This window comes from Rhodanobacteraceae bacterium (assembly GCA_016713135.1).
GTDB lineage: Bacteria > Pseudomonadota > Gammaproteobacteria > Xanthomonadales > SZUA-5 > JADKFD01.
Window position 1 is genome coordinate 1 of sequence record JADJPR010000003.1, and the last position, 16,559, is coordinate 16,559.

16 protein-coding genes, 1 tRNA gene and 1 pseudogene are annotated in these 16,559 nt (G+C 67.3%); 11 read left to right on the top strand and 7 right to left on the bottom strand.

Annotated elements, in window-relative coordinates:
• Positions 1–67: 67 nt before the first annotated feature.
• The 3 genes from IPK27_04240 to IPK27_04250 form a co-directional block, all read right to left on the bottom strand.
• Positions 68–574 carry a DUF4124 domain-containing protein gene (locus tag IPK27_04240; GenBank protein ID MBK8066849.1) on the bottom strand — a complete coding sequence of 169 codons (507 nt, stop codon included), beginning with the start codon at positions 572–574 and terminating at the stop codon, positions 68–70.
• A 77-nt stretch (positions 575–651) separates the two neighbouring features.
• Positions 652–3,768, bottom strand: coding sequence for a DNA helicase II (uvrD, locus tag IPK27_04245; protein MBK8066850.1), 3,117 nt, complete (start codon positions 3,766–3,768; stop codon positions 652–654).
• Positions 3,769–3,847: 79 nt separating this feature from the next.
• Positions 3,848–4,669 (bottom strand): hypothetical protein, encoded by an 822-nt coding sequence (locus IPK27_04250; protein ID MBK8066851.1) that lies wholly within the window; start codon positions 4,667–4,669, stop codon positions 3,848–3,850.
• A gap of 270 nt (positions 4,670–4,939) precedes the next feature.
• On the opposite strand from IPK27_04250, the gene IPK27_04255 reads away from it, so the two are divergent.
• The 8 genes and pseudogenes from IPK27_04255 to IPK27_04290 all read left to right on the top strand — a co-directional run bounded on the left by IPK27_04255 (position 4,940) and on the right by IPK27_04290 (position 10,216).
• Entirely contained in the window at positions 4,940–5,632 is a 693-nt protein-coding gene (locus IPK27_04255; GenBank protein MBK8066852.1) for a hypothetical protein, read from the top strand.
• Positions 5,633–5,731: 99 nt separating this feature from the next.
• Positions 5,732–6,460, top strand: a complete 729-nt coding sequence (gene rph / locus IPK27_04260) for a ribonuclease PH (protein ID MBK8066853.1) — start codon at positions 5,732–5,734, stop codon at positions 6,458–6,460.
• Positions 6,360–7,067, top strand: coding sequence for an RdgB/HAM1 family non-canonical purine NTP pyrophosphatase (gene rdgB / locus IPK27_04265; GenBank protein ID MBK8066854.1), 708 nt, complete (start codon positions 6,360–6,362; stop codon positions 7,065–7,067). Before rph ends, rdgB begins: the two co-directional genes overlap by 101 nt.
• Positions 7,067–8,214 (top strand): annotated as a pseudogene (hemW, locus tag IPK27_04270) (radical SAM family heme chaperone HemW). The gene rdgB and the pseudogene hemW overlap by 1 nt, the downstream one beginning before the upstream one ends.
• A 79-nt stretch (positions 8,215–8,293) precedes the next feature.
• Positions 8,294–8,370 (top strand) — tRNA-Met (locus tag IPK27_04275).
• A gap of 35 nt (positions 8,371–8,405) precedes the next feature.
• Positions 8,406–8,771 carry a 6-carboxytetrahydropterin synthase QueD gene (gene queD / locus IPK27_04280; protein ID MBK8066855.1) on the top strand — a complete coding sequence of 122 codons (366 nt, stop codon included), beginning with the start codon at positions 8,406–8,408 and terminating at the stop codon, positions 8,769–8,771.
• Between the two features lie 108 nt (positions 8,772–8,879).
• Positions 8,880–9,452, top strand: a complete 573-nt coding sequence (locus IPK27_04285; protein MBK8066856.1) for a chalcone isomerase family protein — start codon at positions 8,880–8,882, stop codon at positions 9,450–9,452.
• Between the two features lie 386 nt (positions 9,453–9,838).
• Positions 9,839–10,216, top strand: coding sequence for a phasin family protein (locus tag IPK27_04290; protein MBK8066857.1), 378 nt, complete (start codon positions 9,839–9,841; stop codon positions 10,214–10,216).
• 140 nt (positions 10,217–10,356) lie between these two features.
• On the opposite strand, the gene IPK27_04295 is transcribed toward IPK27_04290, so the two are convergent.
• Positions 10,357–10,731 carry an MAPEG family protein gene (locus tag IPK27_04295; GenBank protein ID MBK8066858.1) on the bottom strand — a complete coding sequence of 125 codons (375 nt, stop codon included), beginning with the start codon at positions 10,729–10,731 and terminating at the stop codon, positions 10,357–10,359.
• Between the two features lie 113 nt (positions 10,732–10,844).
• Here IPK27_04295 and IPK27_04300 point away from each other — a divergent pair, with 113 nt between their 5' ends.
• Positions 10,845–12,401: a SpoIIE family protein phosphatase gene (locus tag IPK27_04300; GenBank protein ID MBK8066859.1), complete on the top strand. Its 1,557-nt coding sequence runs from the start codon at positions 10,845–10,847 to the stop codon at positions 12,399–12,401.
• A 64-nt stretch (positions 12,402–12,465) separates the two neighbouring features.
• Here IPK27_04300 and IPK27_04305 read toward each other — a convergent pair whose 3' ends face one another.
• Genes IPK27_04305 through IPK27_04315 form a run of 3 tightly spaced genes read right to left on the bottom strand, consistent with a single transcriptional unit; the run spans position 12,466 to position 14,963 of the window.
• On the bottom strand, positions 12,466–13,002 hold the full coding sequence (locus IPK27_04305; GenBank protein MBK8066860.1) for an STAS domain-containing protein: 537 nt from the start codon (positions 13,000–13,002) through the stop codon (positions 12,466–12,468).
• Between the two features lie 7 nt (positions 13,003–13,009).
• The gene (locus tag IPK27_04310) at positions 13,010–14,023 is read right to left on the bottom strand and encodes an FHA domain-containing protein (GenBank protein ID MBK8066861.1); all 1,014 of its coding nucleotides are present in this window, start codon (positions 14,021–14,023) and stop codon (positions 13,010–13,012) included.
• Between the two features lie 49 nt (positions 14,024–14,072).
• Entirely contained in the window at positions 14,073–14,963 is an 891-nt protein-coding gene (locus tag IPK27_04315; protein ID MBK8066862.1) for a cyclic nucleotide-binding domain-containing protein, read from the bottom strand.
• Positions 14,964–15,309: 346 nt separating this feature from the next.
• Here IPK27_04315 and IPK27_04320 point away from each other — a divergent pair, with 346 nt between their 5' ends.
• On the top strand, positions 15,310–15,681 hold the full coding sequence (locus IPK27_04320) for a hypothetical protein (protein MBK8066863.1): 372 nt from the start codon (positions 15,310–15,312) through the stop codon (positions 15,679–15,681).
• A gap of 10 nt (positions 15,682–15,691) precedes the next feature.
• Positions 15,692–16,516 (top strand): F0F1 ATP synthase subunit A, encoded by an 825-nt coding sequence (gene atpB, locus IPK27_04325; GenBank protein MBK8066864.1) that lies wholly within the window; start codon positions 15,692–15,694, stop codon positions 16,514–16,516.
• The last annotated feature ends 43 nt before the right edge of the window (positions 16,517–16,559 follow it).

The window sequence follows — 16,559 nt, forward strand, 5'->3', positions numbered from 1 at the left end:
GCTGGTGTTTGAGGAAAGGACGGATGGCCATTGCAGCTCGCGGGACGGGATGGGCGGCCGACAATACTCAGCAGCGACCGCGGCGCAAGCGGAAGTGCACGCTGGGGACGCCGATTTCCATGGCGGTGCGCTGGTATTCGCGGATCGGGTAGCGGCCGATCGCGACATCGTCGGCCACCAGCGCGCCATCGGTGATGGTGTAGTTGGCGCGGCGGGTGATCCCGGTATCGAGATTGCGCGTCTCCACGGTATCGCCCAGGAAGGTCCACTCGACCCGCTCCGGCGTCACTTCTGTGTCGGGAAGGTCGGAGGCCCGCTCGAACTGGCACCAGATGCCCTGCAAGCCCGCGGTGTCCGGCAGGTCGGCCTTCCCTAGCGCTTCGTCGTCGGCCCGCTTGGGCTTGAGATCGGTCTTGCGGTCCGACTCGACGCCCGGAACCTCGCGGGCGGCTTCGGGACCGAGCGGCCGGTCGGTGTAGTGCACGACCCCGCGCTCATCGGTCCAGGTGTACACCTTGCCGGCGATTGCAACGGCAGCGTGCAGCAACAGCAGCAGGAGCAGGGCGATACGCATCGGCAGGGCGCTTGGCGGCAATGGCCGCCACAGTAGTCGACGCGGCGCGGGCGCTCAAGCGCGCCGCGCACGCTCGTTCAGCCGAGGACGGTGAGCTTGCAGTACGACAGCATCAGCCACCTGCTGCCATAGTCCTCGAAATTGACCTGCAGGCGCGCGTGTTCGCCCTGGCCCTCGCCGGCGACCACCACGCCTTCGCCCAGGTCCGGGTGCGACACCCGCGAGCCGAGCGAGATCGCCGGCTGGTCGGAGAAATCCTCCTGGCGCGCGCGCGGCGCTTGCGCGTAGCCCGACGGTCGCGTCAGCTGGGCGCGGGGACGCACTTCCGCCAGCGTCTGCGCCGGCAGTTCGCGCAGGAAGCGCGAGGGTACCGCCGGCGTGTCGACGCCGCGTAGGCGGCGGCGCTCGGCATGGCTCAGGGTCAGCTTCCGGCGCGCGCGGGTGATGCCGACATAGGCCAGCCGACGCTCCTCCTCCAGTTGCGCCAGACCGCCCTCGGCCACCGCGCGCTGGCTGGGAAACAGTCCGTCCTCCATGCCGACCAGGAACACCCATGGAAACTCCAGGCCCTTGGCCGCGTGCAGGGTCATCAGCTGCACGCAGTCCTCCCAGGCATCGCCCTGGCCTTCGCCGGCTTCGAGAGCGGCATAGCTGAGGAAGGCGGCCAGTTCGCCGATGCCGGCGGCCTCGTCCTCGGCCGTGAGCACGAAGGTGCGCGCCACCGAGATCAGCTCGTCCAGGTTGTCCACCCGCGAGTCGGCATCGTGCTTGCTCTGCGCCTCGTAGTGCACGCGCAGGCCGGCGCGGTCGATCAGTGCCTCCAGTTGCTGGTACAGCCGCAGCGAATCGGCCTTCGCCTCCGCGCGCACGCCGTCGAGCACCGCGAGCAAGGCCTCCAGGCCCGCGCGCGCCTTGCCCTTGATCGCGCCGGCGCGCAGGGACTCGCGCGTGGCCTGCAGCATCGGCACGCCGCCGGCGCGCGCCACCTCGCGCAAGTCCTGCAGGGTCTTTTCGCCAACGCCGCGTGGCGGCGTCGCCACCACGCGCTCGAAGGCGCCGTCGTCGGCCGGGTTGGCGGCGAGGCGCAGCCAAGCCAGCGCGTCCTTGATCTCGGCACGCTCGAAGAAGCGCAGGCCGCCGTGCACGCGGTAGGCGATGCCGTGACGGATCAGTTCCTCCTCGAACACCCGCGACAAGGCATTGGCGCGGTAGAGGATCGCGATTTCGCTGCGCCGGAGATCCTCGGCGATCCCGCGACGGATGCGCTCGACCACGAAGCGCGCCTCGTCCTGCTCGTTGTAGGCGGCGTACACGGCGATCCGTTCGCCCTTGCCGGCGGCGGTCCACAACTCCTTGCCCAGGCGCTCGCTGTTGCGCGCGATCAGCGCATTCGCGGCGGCCAGGATGTTGCCGGTGGAGCGGTAGTTCTGCTCCAGGCGAATGGTCTGCACGCCGGGAAAATCGCGCGTGTAGGCCTGCATGTTGGCCACCTGCGCGCCGCGCCAGCTGTAGATCGACTGGTCATCGTCGCCCACCGCGAACACCTGCGCGGTGCGTCCGGCGAGCATCCGGATCCAGGCGTACTGGATGGTGTTGGTGTCCTGGAACTCGTCGACGAGGATGTGCGAGAAACGCCGCTGGTAGTGGCCGAGCAGCGCCGGCTGCTCCAGCCACAGCTCGTGGCTGCGCAGCAGCAGCTCGGCGAAATCGACCAGCCCCTGGCGCTCGCAGGCCGCCTGGTAGGCCTGGTAGACCTCGAGCCAGCGGGACAGCTCGTGATTCGCGCTGGCGTCGATGTCGCGCGGGCGCTTGCCTTCGTCCTTCCAGTTGTTGATGAACCAGGTTCCCTGGCGCGCGGTGTACTTGGCCTCATCGAGGCCGGCGTCGGCGATCACCCGCTTGACCAGCCGCTGCTGGTCGTCGGCATCCAGGATCTGGAAGGTCTCGGGCAGCCCCGCCTCGCGCCAGTGCAGGCGCAGCAATCGGTGCGCGAGGCCATGGAAGGTGCCTATCCACAGGCCCTGGGTCGGCCGGTTCAGCAGCCGCTCGCAGCGCCCACGCATTTCCGCGGCGGCCTTGTTGGTGAAGGTCACCGCGAGGATCGCGTGCGGCCATACGCCAACCACCTCGACCAGCCAGGCGATGCGCTGGGTCAGCACCCGCGTCTTGCCCGAGCCCGCGCCCGCCAGCACCAGCAGATGCCCGGGCGGCGCCGTCACCGCCTCACGCTGCGCGTCGTTGAGGCCGTCGATGAGGTGGGTGATGTCCACGAGCAGGTTGTCGGTTGTTGGTTGTCGGTTGTTGGCAAAAGCCGCGGATTGCGAGTTTGCCGGCTGTTGCTGCCGACAACCGACAACCGACAACCAACAACCCACGCTGGTCCTGATCTCAGCGCGAGCTGAGTCGCTCCACCGCCTCCTGAGCGCCCGCAGCTCGCGCAGGATCACCTCGCGCTCGCTGTGGGCCTCGGCGGCTTCGGCTTCCTGCTCTTCCTTGAGGTCGGCGGCGACGTTTTCCTGCATCGCGTTGACCACCACCGCGATGAACAGGTTGAGCACGGTGAAGGTGCTGACCAGGATGAAGCCGAGGAAGAAGATCCAGGCCCAGGGCTTGTGCACCATGATGTCGCGGGCGATGTCGGCCCAGCCCTCCATGGTCATCACCTGGAACAGGGTGAACAGGGTTCCGCCGAGGCTGCCGAAGTAATCGGGGGAGACTTCGGCGAACAGCTTGGTACCCATCACCGAAGCCACGTACAGCACCAGGATCAGCAGGGTGGCGATCGAACCCATGCCCGGCAACGCGCTGAGGAGCGCGGCGACGACCCGACGCATGCTCTTGATCATCGACACCAGGCGCAGCGCACGCAGGATGCGCATCGCGCGCAATACGGAGAATGCACCGCTGGCCGGCACCAGGGCGACGCCGACGATGATGAAGTCGAATACATTCCACGGATCGCGGAAGAAGCGCAGCCGGTAGGCCACCAGCTTCATCGCGATCTCGATGGTGAAGATCACCAGCGCGATCCGATCGAGGGTGTGCAGCAGGGTGCCGTGGCGTTCGAGCATGCCGGCATCGGTCTCGAAGCCGAGCGTGATCGCGTTGATCACGATCACGCCGACGATGAACCACTGGAAGCGCTTGGACTCGAGCAGAGCGTGCAGGGCAGACGGCGCGGCGGGGGTGCTCATGGCGGGCAAGGGCAGGCGGCGGACGCGCAAGCATGCCCGTTCGCCGGCCCCTGCCGCCACCTGCCCCGTGGGGACGGGGTCAATCCGGGTTGGCCAGTCGCGTTCCGGAGATCGTCCCGCGTTCGGTGCAGGTGGTTGCCGCTGTCGGATAGGTCACGTTGGCGCGATAGTTGATCGTGATCGCGTGGTCGATGATGTGCATCTGCTCGACTTCCGCTTCGATAAAGGACACGAGCGCGGAATCCCCGTTGCGACACACGACATTGCCACGGCCGCGAATGTAGGAGCCGTTCTGGCTGAACTCGGTGTCGGCCCAGTCGCAGATGGCACCGCCGTTGCCGAGCAAGGTGTCATTCACGCGGGTCATGCGCACCGCGCCGCCACTGATGTTCACCTGCGCGGGGAATACATAGTTGCCGACCACCGGGTCGCCATTGCAGCGCAGGACCGCCGCCTGCGCGCCGAAGTACACGCCGTCGACATCCAGGTTGGCGAAGGTGATGCGTTCAATCACCCGCTGGGTGGTCGCGCCTTCGATGGTATAGGACAGCCGCGCCTCGTTCGGCCCGGTGAAGCGCAAGGTCATGCTCCCGACATCGCGGGGCAGCACCGTGGTTGGGTCGAACAGACCGAACAGCGGCGGCCCGGTGACCTCGAACAAGGTGCCGCTGAAGGTCTCCTCGGTGCCGCGCTGCGCGTTCGACAGCAGGTACCAGGCGGGCTTGCGGTCGCCGCGATAGTGGAACATCACGGCTGAGATCGTACTGCCCTGGTGCAGCACCATCAGACCCCAACCGCTCTCCGAGGGCAGCCACCACATGTCCTGGTAGTTCAGCGCGGCGCGCGCCGGTACTGGCGGCAACAGGGCAAGCAGAAGCATCGTCAGCAGCAGGCGTTTCATAGCGGCGGCCCGGTGGATGGACAGGGCCACAGTATGCATGCGCCATCGGATCCGCTCGCGGGCGCGAATGCGGACCCCGGTCGCAGTAAACGATCCTGAATCGGCCAGCGCCTGGCGTCTCCGATTCAGCGCCAACGAACGTCGCCACCGGAGGCGGCCGGCATGCTCCGGTCACCTGGTCGTCGACCGGGAATCGCGGCGACGAGCGGAGGGCGGGTGCGGGCCAGGAGGAATCATGCGAACGGATTTCGCACATCGCGCTGGCGCGCATTGCTCGCGTTCGCCGGGACCATCGGCCTGCACCTTGCCGTGTTCATCGGCTTGTTGCGCGGGCCGGACACCAGTGCTGTCCGCTGGCGGCCACCGGACGCGACAATGACAGTGGATCTCACGGATCCGGTGATCGAGAGCGAGACGTTTGCCTTGCCCCGCGAGGCGCCACCACCACCGCCGCCGCCGGCTGCGGCGCTGATCGTCAAGGCGCCGGATCGAGCGGCCGTCCCGGGCACGATGGGCCTGCCCGCCGCGGTGGCCTCCGCCAAGGAGAGCGTGGAAGAGCCAACGCCCGCCGATCTGCCGGCACCGGTCAGCTTTTCGTTGCGCCTGTCGCAGCAGCGCAGTGAGGTCGCTGCCGAGATCGCGCGCGAGAACGCCCCTGCCCGTCGCCCCTTCCGCGAGCGCGATCTGGGCGCCATGGTGCCGGGCGCCGGGAACGGCAAGCTGCCGGGCTTCCAACCGCGCGTCGGCACCCCCTCGGGCGACCTCGCACGCAGCATCGGGCGGATGCTGCAGCAGAAGCTGCCGTCCGCGGCGGTGGAATGGGACGCGCCGCTCGACCCACTGACCGAGCGTTGGGAGGCGGCACATCACGGCAGCGACCTGGCCGCCTGCGAGCGTCAGTACGAGGATGTCGACCGCGACCTGCGGCGGCAACTCTGCGGCGAGGTCCGGCCGCCCGAGTGATGCGCGGATACTGACCGGCAACCGACCGCGCTGCGCGCAAGCACGATGATCGCCGCGCCCGCAGGGTAGACTCCGCGCCACTTTTACCCCGACGCCGCCATGACCCAGACCCGCCCCAGCGCCCGCGCGCCCGACCAGATGCGCCCGATCACGATCGAGCGCCACTACACGCGCCATGCCGAGGGTTCGGTGCTGGTCAGCTTTGGCCACACCCGCGTGCTGTGCAATGCCAGCGTCGACGAGCGCCCACCGCCATGGCTGCGCGGCACCGGCGAGGGCTGGGTCACCGCCGAATACAGCATGCTGCCGCGCGCCACCCACTCGCGCACCCAGCGCGAGGTGTCCAAGGGCGGCGCGAGCGGGCGCACCCACGAGATCCAGCGACTGATCGGACGCTCGCTGCGCGCGGTGGTCGACCGCCGCGCGCTCGGCGAGCGCCAGATCGTGCTCGACTGCGATGTGCTGCAGGCCGACGGCGGCACCCGCACCGCGGCGATCACCGGCGCCTATGTCGCACTGGTCGACGCCACGCGCAAACTGCTCAAGGGCAAGGTCATCGGCAAGGATCCGATCCACGGCCAGGTGGCGGCGGTGTCGGTTGGCATCTGGCAGAGCCTGCCGGTGCTGGATCTCGACTATGCCGAGGACTCGGCTTGCGAGACTGACATGAACGTGGTGATGAACGATGCGCTCGGCTTCATCGAGCTGCAGGGTACCGCCGAGGGCCATGCCTTCCGCCACGCGGAACTGGAATCGATGCTGGCACTGGCGCGCAAGGGCGTGTCCGAATTGCACGCCGCGCAGCGCGAGGCGCTCGCACGTGACTGAGCCGCGCCCGCTGGTGCTCGCCAGTCACAATCCCGGCAAGCTGGCCGAACTGCGCGAGCTGCTGGACGACACCCGATGGCAGTTGCGCGGGGCTGGCGAGTTCGGCCTCGGTGAGCCGGACGAGAGCGCGAGCACCTTCGTCGAGAATGCCTTGATCAAGGCGCGCCATGCCGCGCGCGAAACCGGACTGCCTGCGCTCGCGGACGACAGCGGGCTGGTGGTCGACGCCCTCGGTGGCGCGCCGGGCATCCTCAGCGCGCGCTATGCCGGGTCAGGCGCCAGTGATGGCGACAACATCGGCAAGTTGCTGGCGGCGGCTGAAGGACTGGAAGGTGCTGCGCGCGCCTGCCGCTTCGTGTGTGTCATCGTGCTGCTGCGTCACGCGGCGGATCCGATGCCGATCATCGCCGAGGGCGTCTGGCAGGGTCGCTTGCTGCGCGTGCCGCGCGGCAATGGGGGATTCGGCTACGACCCGGTCTTCCTCGATCCGGCCAGTGGTCGCAGCGCCGCCGAGCTGGCGCCGGCACAGAAGCATGCGATCAGCCATCGCGGCCAGGCGCTGGCGCAGTTGCGCCAGCGCTTCGCCAGCGGTTTCGCGATGCCGTGATCGCGGCGCAGGCGCTGCCGCTGTCGCTGTACGTGCACATCCCGTGGTGCGTGCGCAAATGTCCGTATTGCGACTTCAACTCGCACCAGCGGCCGGCGCAGCTTCCCGAGGAGCGCTACGTCGATGCGCTGCTGGCGGACCTCGATGTCGAAACGGGGCTCGCCCTGGGGCGGCCATTGGTCTCGATCTTCTTCGGCGGTGGCACCCCGAGCCTGTTCTCCGCTGCGTCGCTGATGCGGATTCTCGATGGGGTGCGCGCACGCCTGGCGCTGGCTCCGGACATCGAGATCACACTCGAAACCAATCCCGGTACGGCGGAATTCGATCGTTTCGAGGGTTATCGCGAGGCCGGCGTGAACCGCTTGTCCTTCGGCGTGCAGAGCTTCGACGACGCGACGCTCAAGCGCCTGGGGCGGATCCATGGGGCCGCCGAGGTCCATCGGGCCTGGCGCCTCGCGCGCGATGCGGGCTTCGACAACATCAACCTGGATCTGATGTACGCGCTGCCCGCGCAATCGCCCGCGGCGGCGCTGTTCGACCTGGAACAAGCTCTGGCCTTGGCGCCGGAGCACCTCTCGTATTACCAGCTCACGCTGGAGCCGCAGACGGTGTTCGCGCGCACGCCACCGCCGGACCTGCCCGACGACGAGACCGCGGCGCGGATGCAGGAGGCCTGCCAGCAGGCGCTGGCTGACGCCGGCTTCCGCCAGTACGAGGTTTCCGCCTACGCACAGCCTGGGCGCGAGTCGCGCCACAACCGCAATTACTGGCTCTATGGCGACTACCTCGCGATCGGCGCCGGCGCGCACGCGAAGACTACCGATGCACAGGGCAGCATCCACCGCCGCGTGCGCCAGCGCACGCCGACCCAATACCTGGCGCAGGTCGGAACGCCGACTGCGCTGGTCGAGGACCGCGTGGTGGACAGCGCCGAAATCGGTTTCGAGTTCATGCTAAATGCGCTGCGCCTGCGCGAAGGCTTCAGCACCGGGATGTTCGCCGCACGCACCGGCATGCAACTCGACACGCTCCTGGCTACGCGCAGGCCCTGTCGCGCGGGCTCCTGGAAGCGGCCGGCGATCAGGTCCGCGCGACTGAACTTGGTTGGCGCTTCCTGAACGACACGGTGGAGTGCTTCCTGCCCTGACGCAATCCAGGTGGGTCAGCGAAAAAGTTCTGGCATTTCGCCAATCGCTTGTGGCATCCTTCGCGGTCCACGCGATCGTGGCTATGTAGCTCAGACGGTTAGAGCGCGGCACTCATAATGCTGAGGTCGGTGGTTCGATTCCACCCATAGCCACCACGATCATCAGGACGCGCGGCATGTCCTCGTCCGTCATGGACATCTTCAAGGTTTTCTCCATCGAGGCTGCGCACCGCTTGCCGAATCTTCCGGCGAGCCACAAGTGCTCGCGCCTGCACGGCCATTCCTTCCGCATCGAGATCCACGTCAGTGGCAAGATCCAGGAACCGGAGGGCTGGGTGATGGACTTTGCGGACGTCAAGCGCGCTTTCCAGCCGCTGTTCGACCAGCTCGATCATCACTACCTCAACGATGTCCCGGGCCTGGAGAATCCGACCAGCGAGCGCCTCGCCGAATGGATCTACCAGAACCTGAAGCCGCGGCTTCCGCTGCTGTCGATGGTGGTGGTGCACGAGACCTGCACCGCCGGCTCGCGTTATCGCGCACCGGACGGCGCCTGAGGCGCGCGCGAGATCTGTGGGCTGTCTCGCAGTTGGGTGGATGGCACCAATTCACGCCCGGGTGGCGGCTGGCGCTATGCTCCGCGGATGCACCAAGGGGCGCCTGAAATGGTCAATGCAATGCGTGCGGCGCTGGCGGTACTGATCCTGTTGTCGGGATCGACGGCGACGGCGGTCAATCATGCGGGCGTGGACATCGCACCACTGGTGCGCCCCGAGGGCCAGACTCGGCCGTGGCCCTTGCTCGGCTCCGCGGTGGTCAACCGCAGCTTCATCCCGTTCTACGGCCTGGCCATGCACGCCCCGGCAGACGCGCTCGCCCAGGGCGACATCGGCCTCGGGCTGACGCCATTGCAGATCACCTTGGTGTGGTACGCGAACGCGCTGCCCAAAGAGCAAGTCGAGGAGCATTTCCGCAAGCTCTATTTCCAGGTCACTGACGAGGAAGCCCGGCGCCGCATCGGCAACCGGCTGGAAAAATTCCTGGCGCTGCTGCCGCCAGCGGTGCGCGGACAGAAGATCATGTTCGAGTATTCACCCGACGGCGGCATGATCGTCAGCGCGGAAGGCGGCGGCAGGGAGCACTTCGCCGGCATCGATTTCAACCGCGGATTGCTCGCGATGTGGCTGGGCCCGAATGCGGATCCGGAAGTGCGCAAGGGTCTGACCACGGCGCCGTGAGGCGGCTTGCTGCCTGGTCTTGAGCGGGGCGGGAACGGTCGGCGCCTGTCCGGATTGAGTCTGGTTGTCGGTTGCTGGTTGTCGGTTGTCGGCAGCCAGAGCCGGCAGGCCGAGAGCCAGTGGGAGCGGCTTCAGCCGCGATCTTTTCAGGCCAGGCGCAGGAAAGTTCGCCGAGAGAGTCGGCCCCCACAGGCGAGCGGCGTGCGAGCTTCGCTGCCAACAACCAACAACCAACAACCAACAACCAACAACCAACAACCAGCCGACAGCGTGGTCCACGTCTGGTCGCCTCGGCGCTCCTTGCCCTCGCCAGAAAAATGTTGCACTGCACAAAAATCGGGTATATGCTGCACCGCAACATGGGGCAGTCCCGAGGAGAGCGAGTCATGTACGAGCAAGCTAGCAACCAGTTCCTGGCCCTGTCGAAGCAGGCAGCCGAGACCTTCATCAAGGCCAATGCGATTGCGGTCGAAGGCTTCGAGAAGCTGATCGACATCCAGTTGAAGACCATCGAAGACCGCGTCAAGGTCGCCACCGATCTGATGGGTCAGGCCGGCGAAGTGCGCGATCTGGACGGCGTCCGCGCCGCGTTCCCGAAGAGCGTGAGCCTGGTCAAGGACTCCGCCGAGAAGTTCTACGCGACCAGCCAGGAAGTGGCCGGCGTGCTGACCAAGACCGGCGAGGCTTTTGGCCAGCTGTTCAAGGGCACCGTCGAAGCCGCCAACGACACCGTCGTCAAGGCCAAGGCCGCCAAGGCTCGCTGAGCCTGGTCATGCCGCTGCCCTGACGGGCGGCGGCAACGCGCAAGGGCGACGCGACTATCCAGTCCCCTCCCCTGAATTTTCGCGTCGCTTTGCCCCCCGGTTGGCCTTGCCAGCCGGGGGTTTTTCTTTGTGGGGCTGGCTCAGGCCGCAAGGATGAACATCGCCACCCAGCAGGCGGTTGCGAGGGCCCAGAACAAGCTGCGCAAGGCCGCCTTGTCGGCCACGTAACATACGAAATATCCCAGGCGCGCGGCGATGAAGCCCATCGCCAGCTGGTCCAGCCGATCCTGGCCGAGCCCAAGCTGGTGCGCGATGATCACCGCGGCAGCGAACGGCGGAAACGCCTCGAAGGAATTGAGGTGGGCCCAATGCGCGCGCAGGCGGAAGCCGGACAGGCCCGCCTGAAAGTCGCGCGGGCGATTGTTGTCGAAACCGGGGCCGCTGAACTTGGCGAAGCCGGTAAACGCAATGGGCAGGAAGGCGGCGATCAGCACGCACCAGTAGGCGGTCGTCATCAGTATCTCCGTTCGCAAAGCTCAGGGTGAAGGATCGACCGGCCCGTCCGTGATAGCGTCCACGCCCGGCGGTCGGCACAGACCGCATCATTACGCATCTTGGGGATCGTCGGATGTTCCTGTCGCTGCTCAGTGGCAACCAGAAGGGCCGGGTGATCAAGCTCGAGGGTAACGGCCTGCTCGGCCGCGATCCCGCGGTCGAGTACTCGATCGACGACCCGACCGTGTCGCGCAAGCATGCCGAACTGCTGCAGTCGGGCAACGGCTGGCGCCTGCGCGACCTCGGCAGCGCGAACGGTACCGAAATCAACGGGGTGCGCCTGATCGGCGACAAGGCTCTGGCCGAAGGCGATGTCATCAGCCTGGGGCGGGTGACGCTGCAGTACACCGGGCAGCTAGCCGGGACGATGCGTGGGCCGGGCCCATTGTCCGAACAGACCCAGCCACCGACCGGGCGCGCCGAGGCTGCCGTGGCAATGCTGGCGCGGATCCTCGATAACCTGCGAGCCGAGCACAAGGACGCCGAGGAGCAGGCATCCGCGGCGCTGGCGGCGCTGGTCGAGCATCTGCCCGGTGCCACCCGTGCCAGCTTGATCGACTGGCGTGCGGGCAAGATCCTGTCGCGCGCGCCGGTCGACGCCGAGATTTCCCGCAGCACCTTGTTCCGCGCGCTCGCGGCGCTGAAATCGACACCTTCCGGGGTGGCGGTGTGGTCCGCAGACGAATGCCGAGCCTTGGCCGAATCGCTGTCCCTGCCCGAGGTTGCGCCCTTCGTCGCCGTGCCGGTGGACCACCAGGTGGGCCTGCTGCTGGAAGGATCCGGCAGCGCCGTTGCCGTCGCCGACATGCGCCTCGAACTCGGACAGCTGGCCGACGCCGCCCTGCTGTTGCGAATACCACTGGCCGGTATCCGGACCCAGGCAGCGGCAGGCTCGCGCAAGATGCGCGATTCCGACCTGCGCCTGGCTCAGCGCATTCAGCAGCGCCTGCTGACGCCGCCGCCGGCGGCGGTGGATGGCTTCGAGCTCGCGTTGAGCTACACCCCGGCGCTGATGGTCGGCGGCGACTTCTATCACATCGAACGACGCGCGAACGACGAGTTGGCGGTACTGATCGGCGACGTCTCCGGCAAAGGCGTGTCGGCGGCGATGTACATGGCCTACCTGGTCGCCGACCTGCGCCACCAGTTGCTGCAGAACGTCGGTCCCAAGGAATTGCTCGAGAACCTGCAGCGTTCGCTGGTGCCGGTGTTCGAGCCCGGCATGTTCGTCACCGTGGCGGCAGTGTTCATCAACACCCGCACCGGCATGTGCCGCGTGGGCCTCGCCGGCCATTCCGCACCGGTGCTACGCACGGCGGCGCGCAAGGTGATCGAGATGGGCCTGGACCCGGGATCGCCGGTGGGCGCCGACATGGAGTTGCAGGTGCGCGAGCAGCGGCTGCAGCTGGCGCCCGGCGACTGCCTGGTGCTGACCACGGATGGCGTGGAGGAGGGCGAGAACTCGGCCGGCGAGGCCTACGGCAAGAGCCGTCGCGACCAGATCCTGCTTGCCTGCGACAATGCCGGTGAAATCAATCAGGCGCTACGCAAGTCCCTGCTGGATTTTGTCGGCAAGGATCGCTCCACCGACGACCTGACCATCATCTGCCTGGGGCGCACGCGCGTTTGACCGTGTCCGTTTGCCGGTGAATCGCCGCGCGATACACCGGCCTACGCGGATGCGCTCAGTTGCCTCACTGCCCCTTGAGCCAGGCCAGCAGGCGTGCGAACAGGCCCTGCTTGGGTGCCGGCTTGGCGCCGAGCAGGTCCGCCGCCTGGCGCCCGACCGACGGGCCCGAGGCTGCAGTGGCTGGCTTCGCAGCGTTGCTGGCCGCGCCGAGCAGATCGGCCGCCGCCTTGCTGACGGCTGGCGTCGGCGCCGCGGTCGCGCCGGCGGCTCCGCCGAGTGCCGATTCGATGTCGGCGGCGATCGTGAACAACTTGCTGAAGCCGGACAGGTCGAACACCTGGCGCACGCTCGGCGCAAGCCCGCAAAGGCGCAGCGCGCCGCCGCCCGCCTGCAATTGCTTGGCGAGAGCGAGCAATACGCGCAGCCCCGCGCTGCTGACATAGCTGATGCCGGCGAGGTCGACGACAAAGCGTCGCTCGCCCGCGGCGGTGAGATCGTGCGCGGCCAGTTCGAAGTCGGCGGAGGTCTCGGTGTCGAGACGACCGTTCAACTTGAGCACGCGGAAATCTCCGTGGGTTTCGCTGCCGATGTCTAGCGCCATGCGATCCTCAAAGCAAACGGAAGTTGAACTGGGCGGGTCCGACCGACAGCGTATCACCCTCGGCCAACACATGCTCCTGAATCACGGAGCCATTGATCCTGACCGAACCGCTGGCGGCGATGTCGCGCACGCAAAAGCCGGCGCGTGTCATGGTGATCTCGAGGTGGCGCTTGGCGACGCCGTTGGCCGACAGTTGCAGGTCACAGCCCGCGTCGCTGCCGATACTCACCGGTTTCAGGCCAAGGGTCTGCACAACCGAACCGGCCTCGACGTTCTTCGGTTCCAGGCGGCCCTGGCGGAACACCACGGTGGCGTCGGGGTTGCGCGAGGAGCGGCTGACCGGACGTGCGCCCGGCGACGGCATCGCCGCGGCCGGCGCCATCGGCGGTGCCGGGCTGGCTGGCGCCGGCGGCGCGGGGGCAGCAGTCGGTGCCGGCGCGGCCGGCGTGAGGACAGCTGTCGCCAGATCAGCTGGCGGGGTTGGCCGGATCGGCGCGGCAATGATCGTGGCCTCGCTGGCGGCGGGTGCGCTGATGGCGCTCATCCGCGCAGTGTCGTCGTCGCTGCCTTCCAGTTCGGCCTCAGAGGCGACCACCGCAAGGAAGCGCTCCTTGAGCGACTGCGCCTGGTCGCGCGCCTTGCCATGCTGGTCGATGCGTGAATCGATCGCCTTGACCCGACGACCCTTTTCGGCGTCGTCGAATTCGCCAAGCGCGTGGCGGAATTCGATTTCCTCGCGGTCCAGCCTGGCGGCGGAGAACGCCTGTTCGAGGTTGGCCAGTTCCGCTCGCAGCAGGCGGTAGGCCTCGCCCGCGCGCTGCTTCAAGGGCGCAGCCTGGCTCGCCAGTTCATCCAGCCGGCGCTTGTAGTCATCGTGCACCCGCTGGTAGACCTCGGGCGACACCTGCTCGCGGCGTGCCGCCATCGCTTTAAGCCGCTCGCCCACCTGGTCGTGTTCCGACTTGATCGCGGCCAGCGCGTCCACCGCACTCAGGTCGACAGCATTCAGATCCAGCGCCATATTGCCTCCGTGCAGCGCGGCGACCGGCGGTCGTCGGAAATGCATCTTGTCACAACGGCTCGACCTTGAGTTCGACCGAGCCGAAGCGCAGGGTGTCGCCAGGGGCCAGCGGGCGCGCTTGGCCGGTGGCAACGCGCACGCCGTTGATGAAGGTGCCGTTGGTGGTGCCGACTTCCTCGCGCAGAAACAGCAAGCCGTCCTCGTTGACCACCTTGGCGTGCCGGCGCGAAAGGCTGCGCTGGTTGTCCAGCGGCCCGAGGTTGATCTCGGGCAGCAGGCCGGTCACCGGGTCCGGGCGCCCGATCAACATCTCGGTCTTGCCGGTGTTGAGCGCAAATTCGGCGCCGCTCTCCATGTGCACGAGCTTGACCGGCTGGCCGAGCTTGGAGGGGTCGATGACGACAGCGCGCCGGGTGGGCGTCAGCTGCGCCGGCTTGGGAATCTCGCCGCGCACCGTCTCCGGAGGCAGTGTTGCCGGAACTGCGACGGGCGCGGCGGCCGCAGCGCCGCGCCGCAGCAGGTCCAGTTCCGACTGGCTCGATTGCAGCAACTCCTCGGTGCGGCGCAGGCGCGCCACCAGCTTGCGCATGATCCGGACCGCGATCTCGAAGTTCTCGCGCAGCATCCCGGCGAAGGCCGCGCGATCCACCCGCAACAAGCGCGCCGCCGTGACCGAGCGCACCGAGGCGAAGCGCGGCTGATCCTCGAGGATGGCCATTTCGCCGAAGAAATCTCCCGGCCCGAGGATCGCCAACGGCGTCGGACCGCGCGCCGCGCGCAGCACTTCCAGCGTACCGACTTCAATGATGTACATGTCACTGCCCGCGTCGCCTTCGCGGAACACGTAGTTCCCGGCAGGCATGTCGACGAACACCGGTTTCAGTTCGCTCATCGGTAGGCTCGGGCAGGGCAGGCGCTGCAGCGACCGGGCTGCAGCCATGCCGCGAGTATGCCGAGCGCTGGAAGGCAGCGGCAAGCGGCGGGGCGTGGTGACGCGGGGGGGGTGAAGCGGGGCGAGGTGAAGCGGGGGCGTGGTGAAGCTACCCGTCACCTCAGTGCCGCGCAAAGATTGCAGTGCTGGTCCCTTGACCCCTGCCCCTCTCCCCGCTCCTGCTCTCGTTCCGCCCTGCCCCCGCCCCTCCCAACGTCGTAGAGCCCGGGCTCGACGAATCGGGCAAAATTACGCTGGAACGGGTTGCGGCGTCTTTCGGGCGACCCATATACTCTCGCTGATTTTCCGGCCGGCCCTGGTTGCCGTGGTCTGCAACAGTTCCGGGGTGAGCCGCGTGCACGATCCGTACGCGAAGGGCCGCAAGTTGGCCTGGAAGGTGGTGCAGTTTCAGTGCGGGGCTGGCGTTCTGCTCGCCGCCGCGCTCTGGCTCATCAGCGGACGCATGGATCTGGGATTCGGCGCACTGTGGGGCGCGGGGTCGGTGGCGTCGGCACAGGCAGTGTTCGCCTGGCGCCAGATGCAGGGAGTGGCGGCGGTATCCGCGCTGTTGCGGCGCTTCTACGGTGCTGCCGCGTGGAAATGGCTGGTGTTGTTCGCGCTGTTCGCGCTGGGTCTGGTGGTGCTGCGGTTGCCCGCGGGCGGCTTGCTGGCAGGGCTGATCGCAGCACAGATTGCAGGGACTTTGGGCTTGATACGCTATGGATAAGCTGCTGACGATGATCGCAAGCGAAGGTGGCTCCGGTGGCATGACGGAGTACATCAAGCATCACTTGCATCACCTCGAATGGAAGGTGGGCGAGGGCGCGTTCTGGACCATCCACCTGGACAGCGTGGTCTTCAAGTTCCTCGCGATCGCGGTGTTCCTGTTCCTGTTCGTGCGCGTTGCGCGCCGCTCCACTGCGGGCGTGCCGGGCAAGCTGCAGTGCGCCATCGAGATGATCGTCGAGTTCGTCGACGGGCTGGTCAAGGAAACCTTCCACGGCCACAGCAAGCTGATCGCGCCACTGGCCGTGACCATCTTCGGCATGGTGTTCCTGATGAACTTCATGGACATGCTGCCGGTGGACGCGCTCCCCGCCGCGGCGCATGCCAGCGGCATCAACTACCTGCGCGTGGTGCCCACGGCCGACCTCAACACCACGCTCGGCATGGCGCTGTGCGTGTTCTTCCTGATCCAGTACATGGGCATCAAGCACAAGGGCCTGGGTGGCTTCTTCGGCGAGTTCTTCACCGCGCCGTTCGGTCCCAAGGGTGCGCCGGCCAATCTGTTGCTGCGCTTGATCGAGGAAGCCGTGCGCCCGGTGTCGCTGTCGCTGCGACTGTTTGGCAACATGTACGCGGGCGAGCTGATCTTCATCCTGATCGCGGTGATGACGCTCGGCGCCACCCTGACTTCCCTCTCGTTCTACGCGCTGGCCCCGGTGCAGTTCATCGCCGGCTTCGTGTGGACCGTGTTCCACATCCTGGTGATCACGCTGCAGGCCTTCATCTTCATGATGCTGACCGTCGTGTATCTCAGCATGGCAGCAGAGCATCACTGAGTTTCGCTACACCCTCCACCCAAACCTTGTTTACGGAAATACG

Excerpts from the sequence above, each read along its gene's own strand:
- rdgB (MBK8066854.1), top strand. The coding sequence starts at position 6,360 with ATGCCTTCCGCCACGCGGAACTGGAATCGATGCTGGCACTGGCGCGCA.
- IPK27_04295 (MBK8066858.1), bottom strand. The coding sequence starts at position 10,731 with ATGACGACCGCCTACTGGTGCGTGCTGATCGCCGCCTTCCTGCCCATT.
- queD (MBK8066855.1), top strand. The coding sequence starts at position 8,406 with ATGGACATCTTCAAGGTTTTCTCCATCGAGGCTGCGCACCGCTTGCCG.
- IPK27_04290 (MBK8066857.1), top strand. The coding sequence starts at position 9,839 with ATGTACGAGCAAGCTAGCAACCAGTTCCTGGCCCTGTCGAAGCAGGCA.
- uvrD (MBK8066850.1), bottom strand. The coding sequence starts at position 3,768 with ATGAGCACCCCCGCCGCGCCGTCTGCCCTGCACGCTCTGCTCGAGTCC.
- IPK27_04305 (MBK8066860.1), bottom strand. The coding sequence starts at position 13,002 with ATGGCGCTAGACATCGGCAGCGAAACCCACGGAGATTTCCGCGTGCTC.
- IPK27_04300 (MBK8066859.1), top strand. The coding sequence starts at position 10,845 with ATGTTCCTGTCGCTGCTCAGTGGCAACCAGAAGGGCCGGGTGATCAAG.
- atpB (MBK8066864.1), top strand. The coding sequence starts at position 15,692 with ATGATCGCAAGCGAAGGTGGCTCCGGTGGCATGACGGAGTACATCAAG.
- IPK27_04310 (MBK8066861.1), bottom strand. The coding sequence starts at position 14,023 with ATGGCGCTGGATCTGAATGCTGTCGACCTGAGTGCGGTGGACGCGCTG.
- IPK27_04315 (MBK8066862.1), bottom strand. The coding sequence starts at position 14,963 with ATGGCTGCAGCCCGGTCGCTGCAGCGCCTGCCCTGCCCGAGCCTACCG.
- IPK27_04240 (MBK8066849.1), bottom strand. The coding sequence starts at position 574 with ATGCGTATCGCCCTGCTCCTGCTGCTGTTGCTGCACGCTGCCGTTGCA.
- IPK27_04285 (MBK8066856.1), top strand. The coding sequence starts at position 8,880 with ATGGTCAATGCAATGCGTGCGGCGCTGGCGGTACTGATCCTGTTGTCG.
- IPK27_04250 (MBK8066851.1), bottom strand. The coding sequence starts at position 4,669 with ATGAAACGCCTGCTGCTGACGATGCTTCTGCTTGCCCTGTTGCCGCCA.
- rph (MBK8066853.1), top strand. The coding sequence starts at position 5,732 with ATGACCCAGACCCGCCCCAGCGCCCGCGCGCCCGACCAGATGCGCCCG.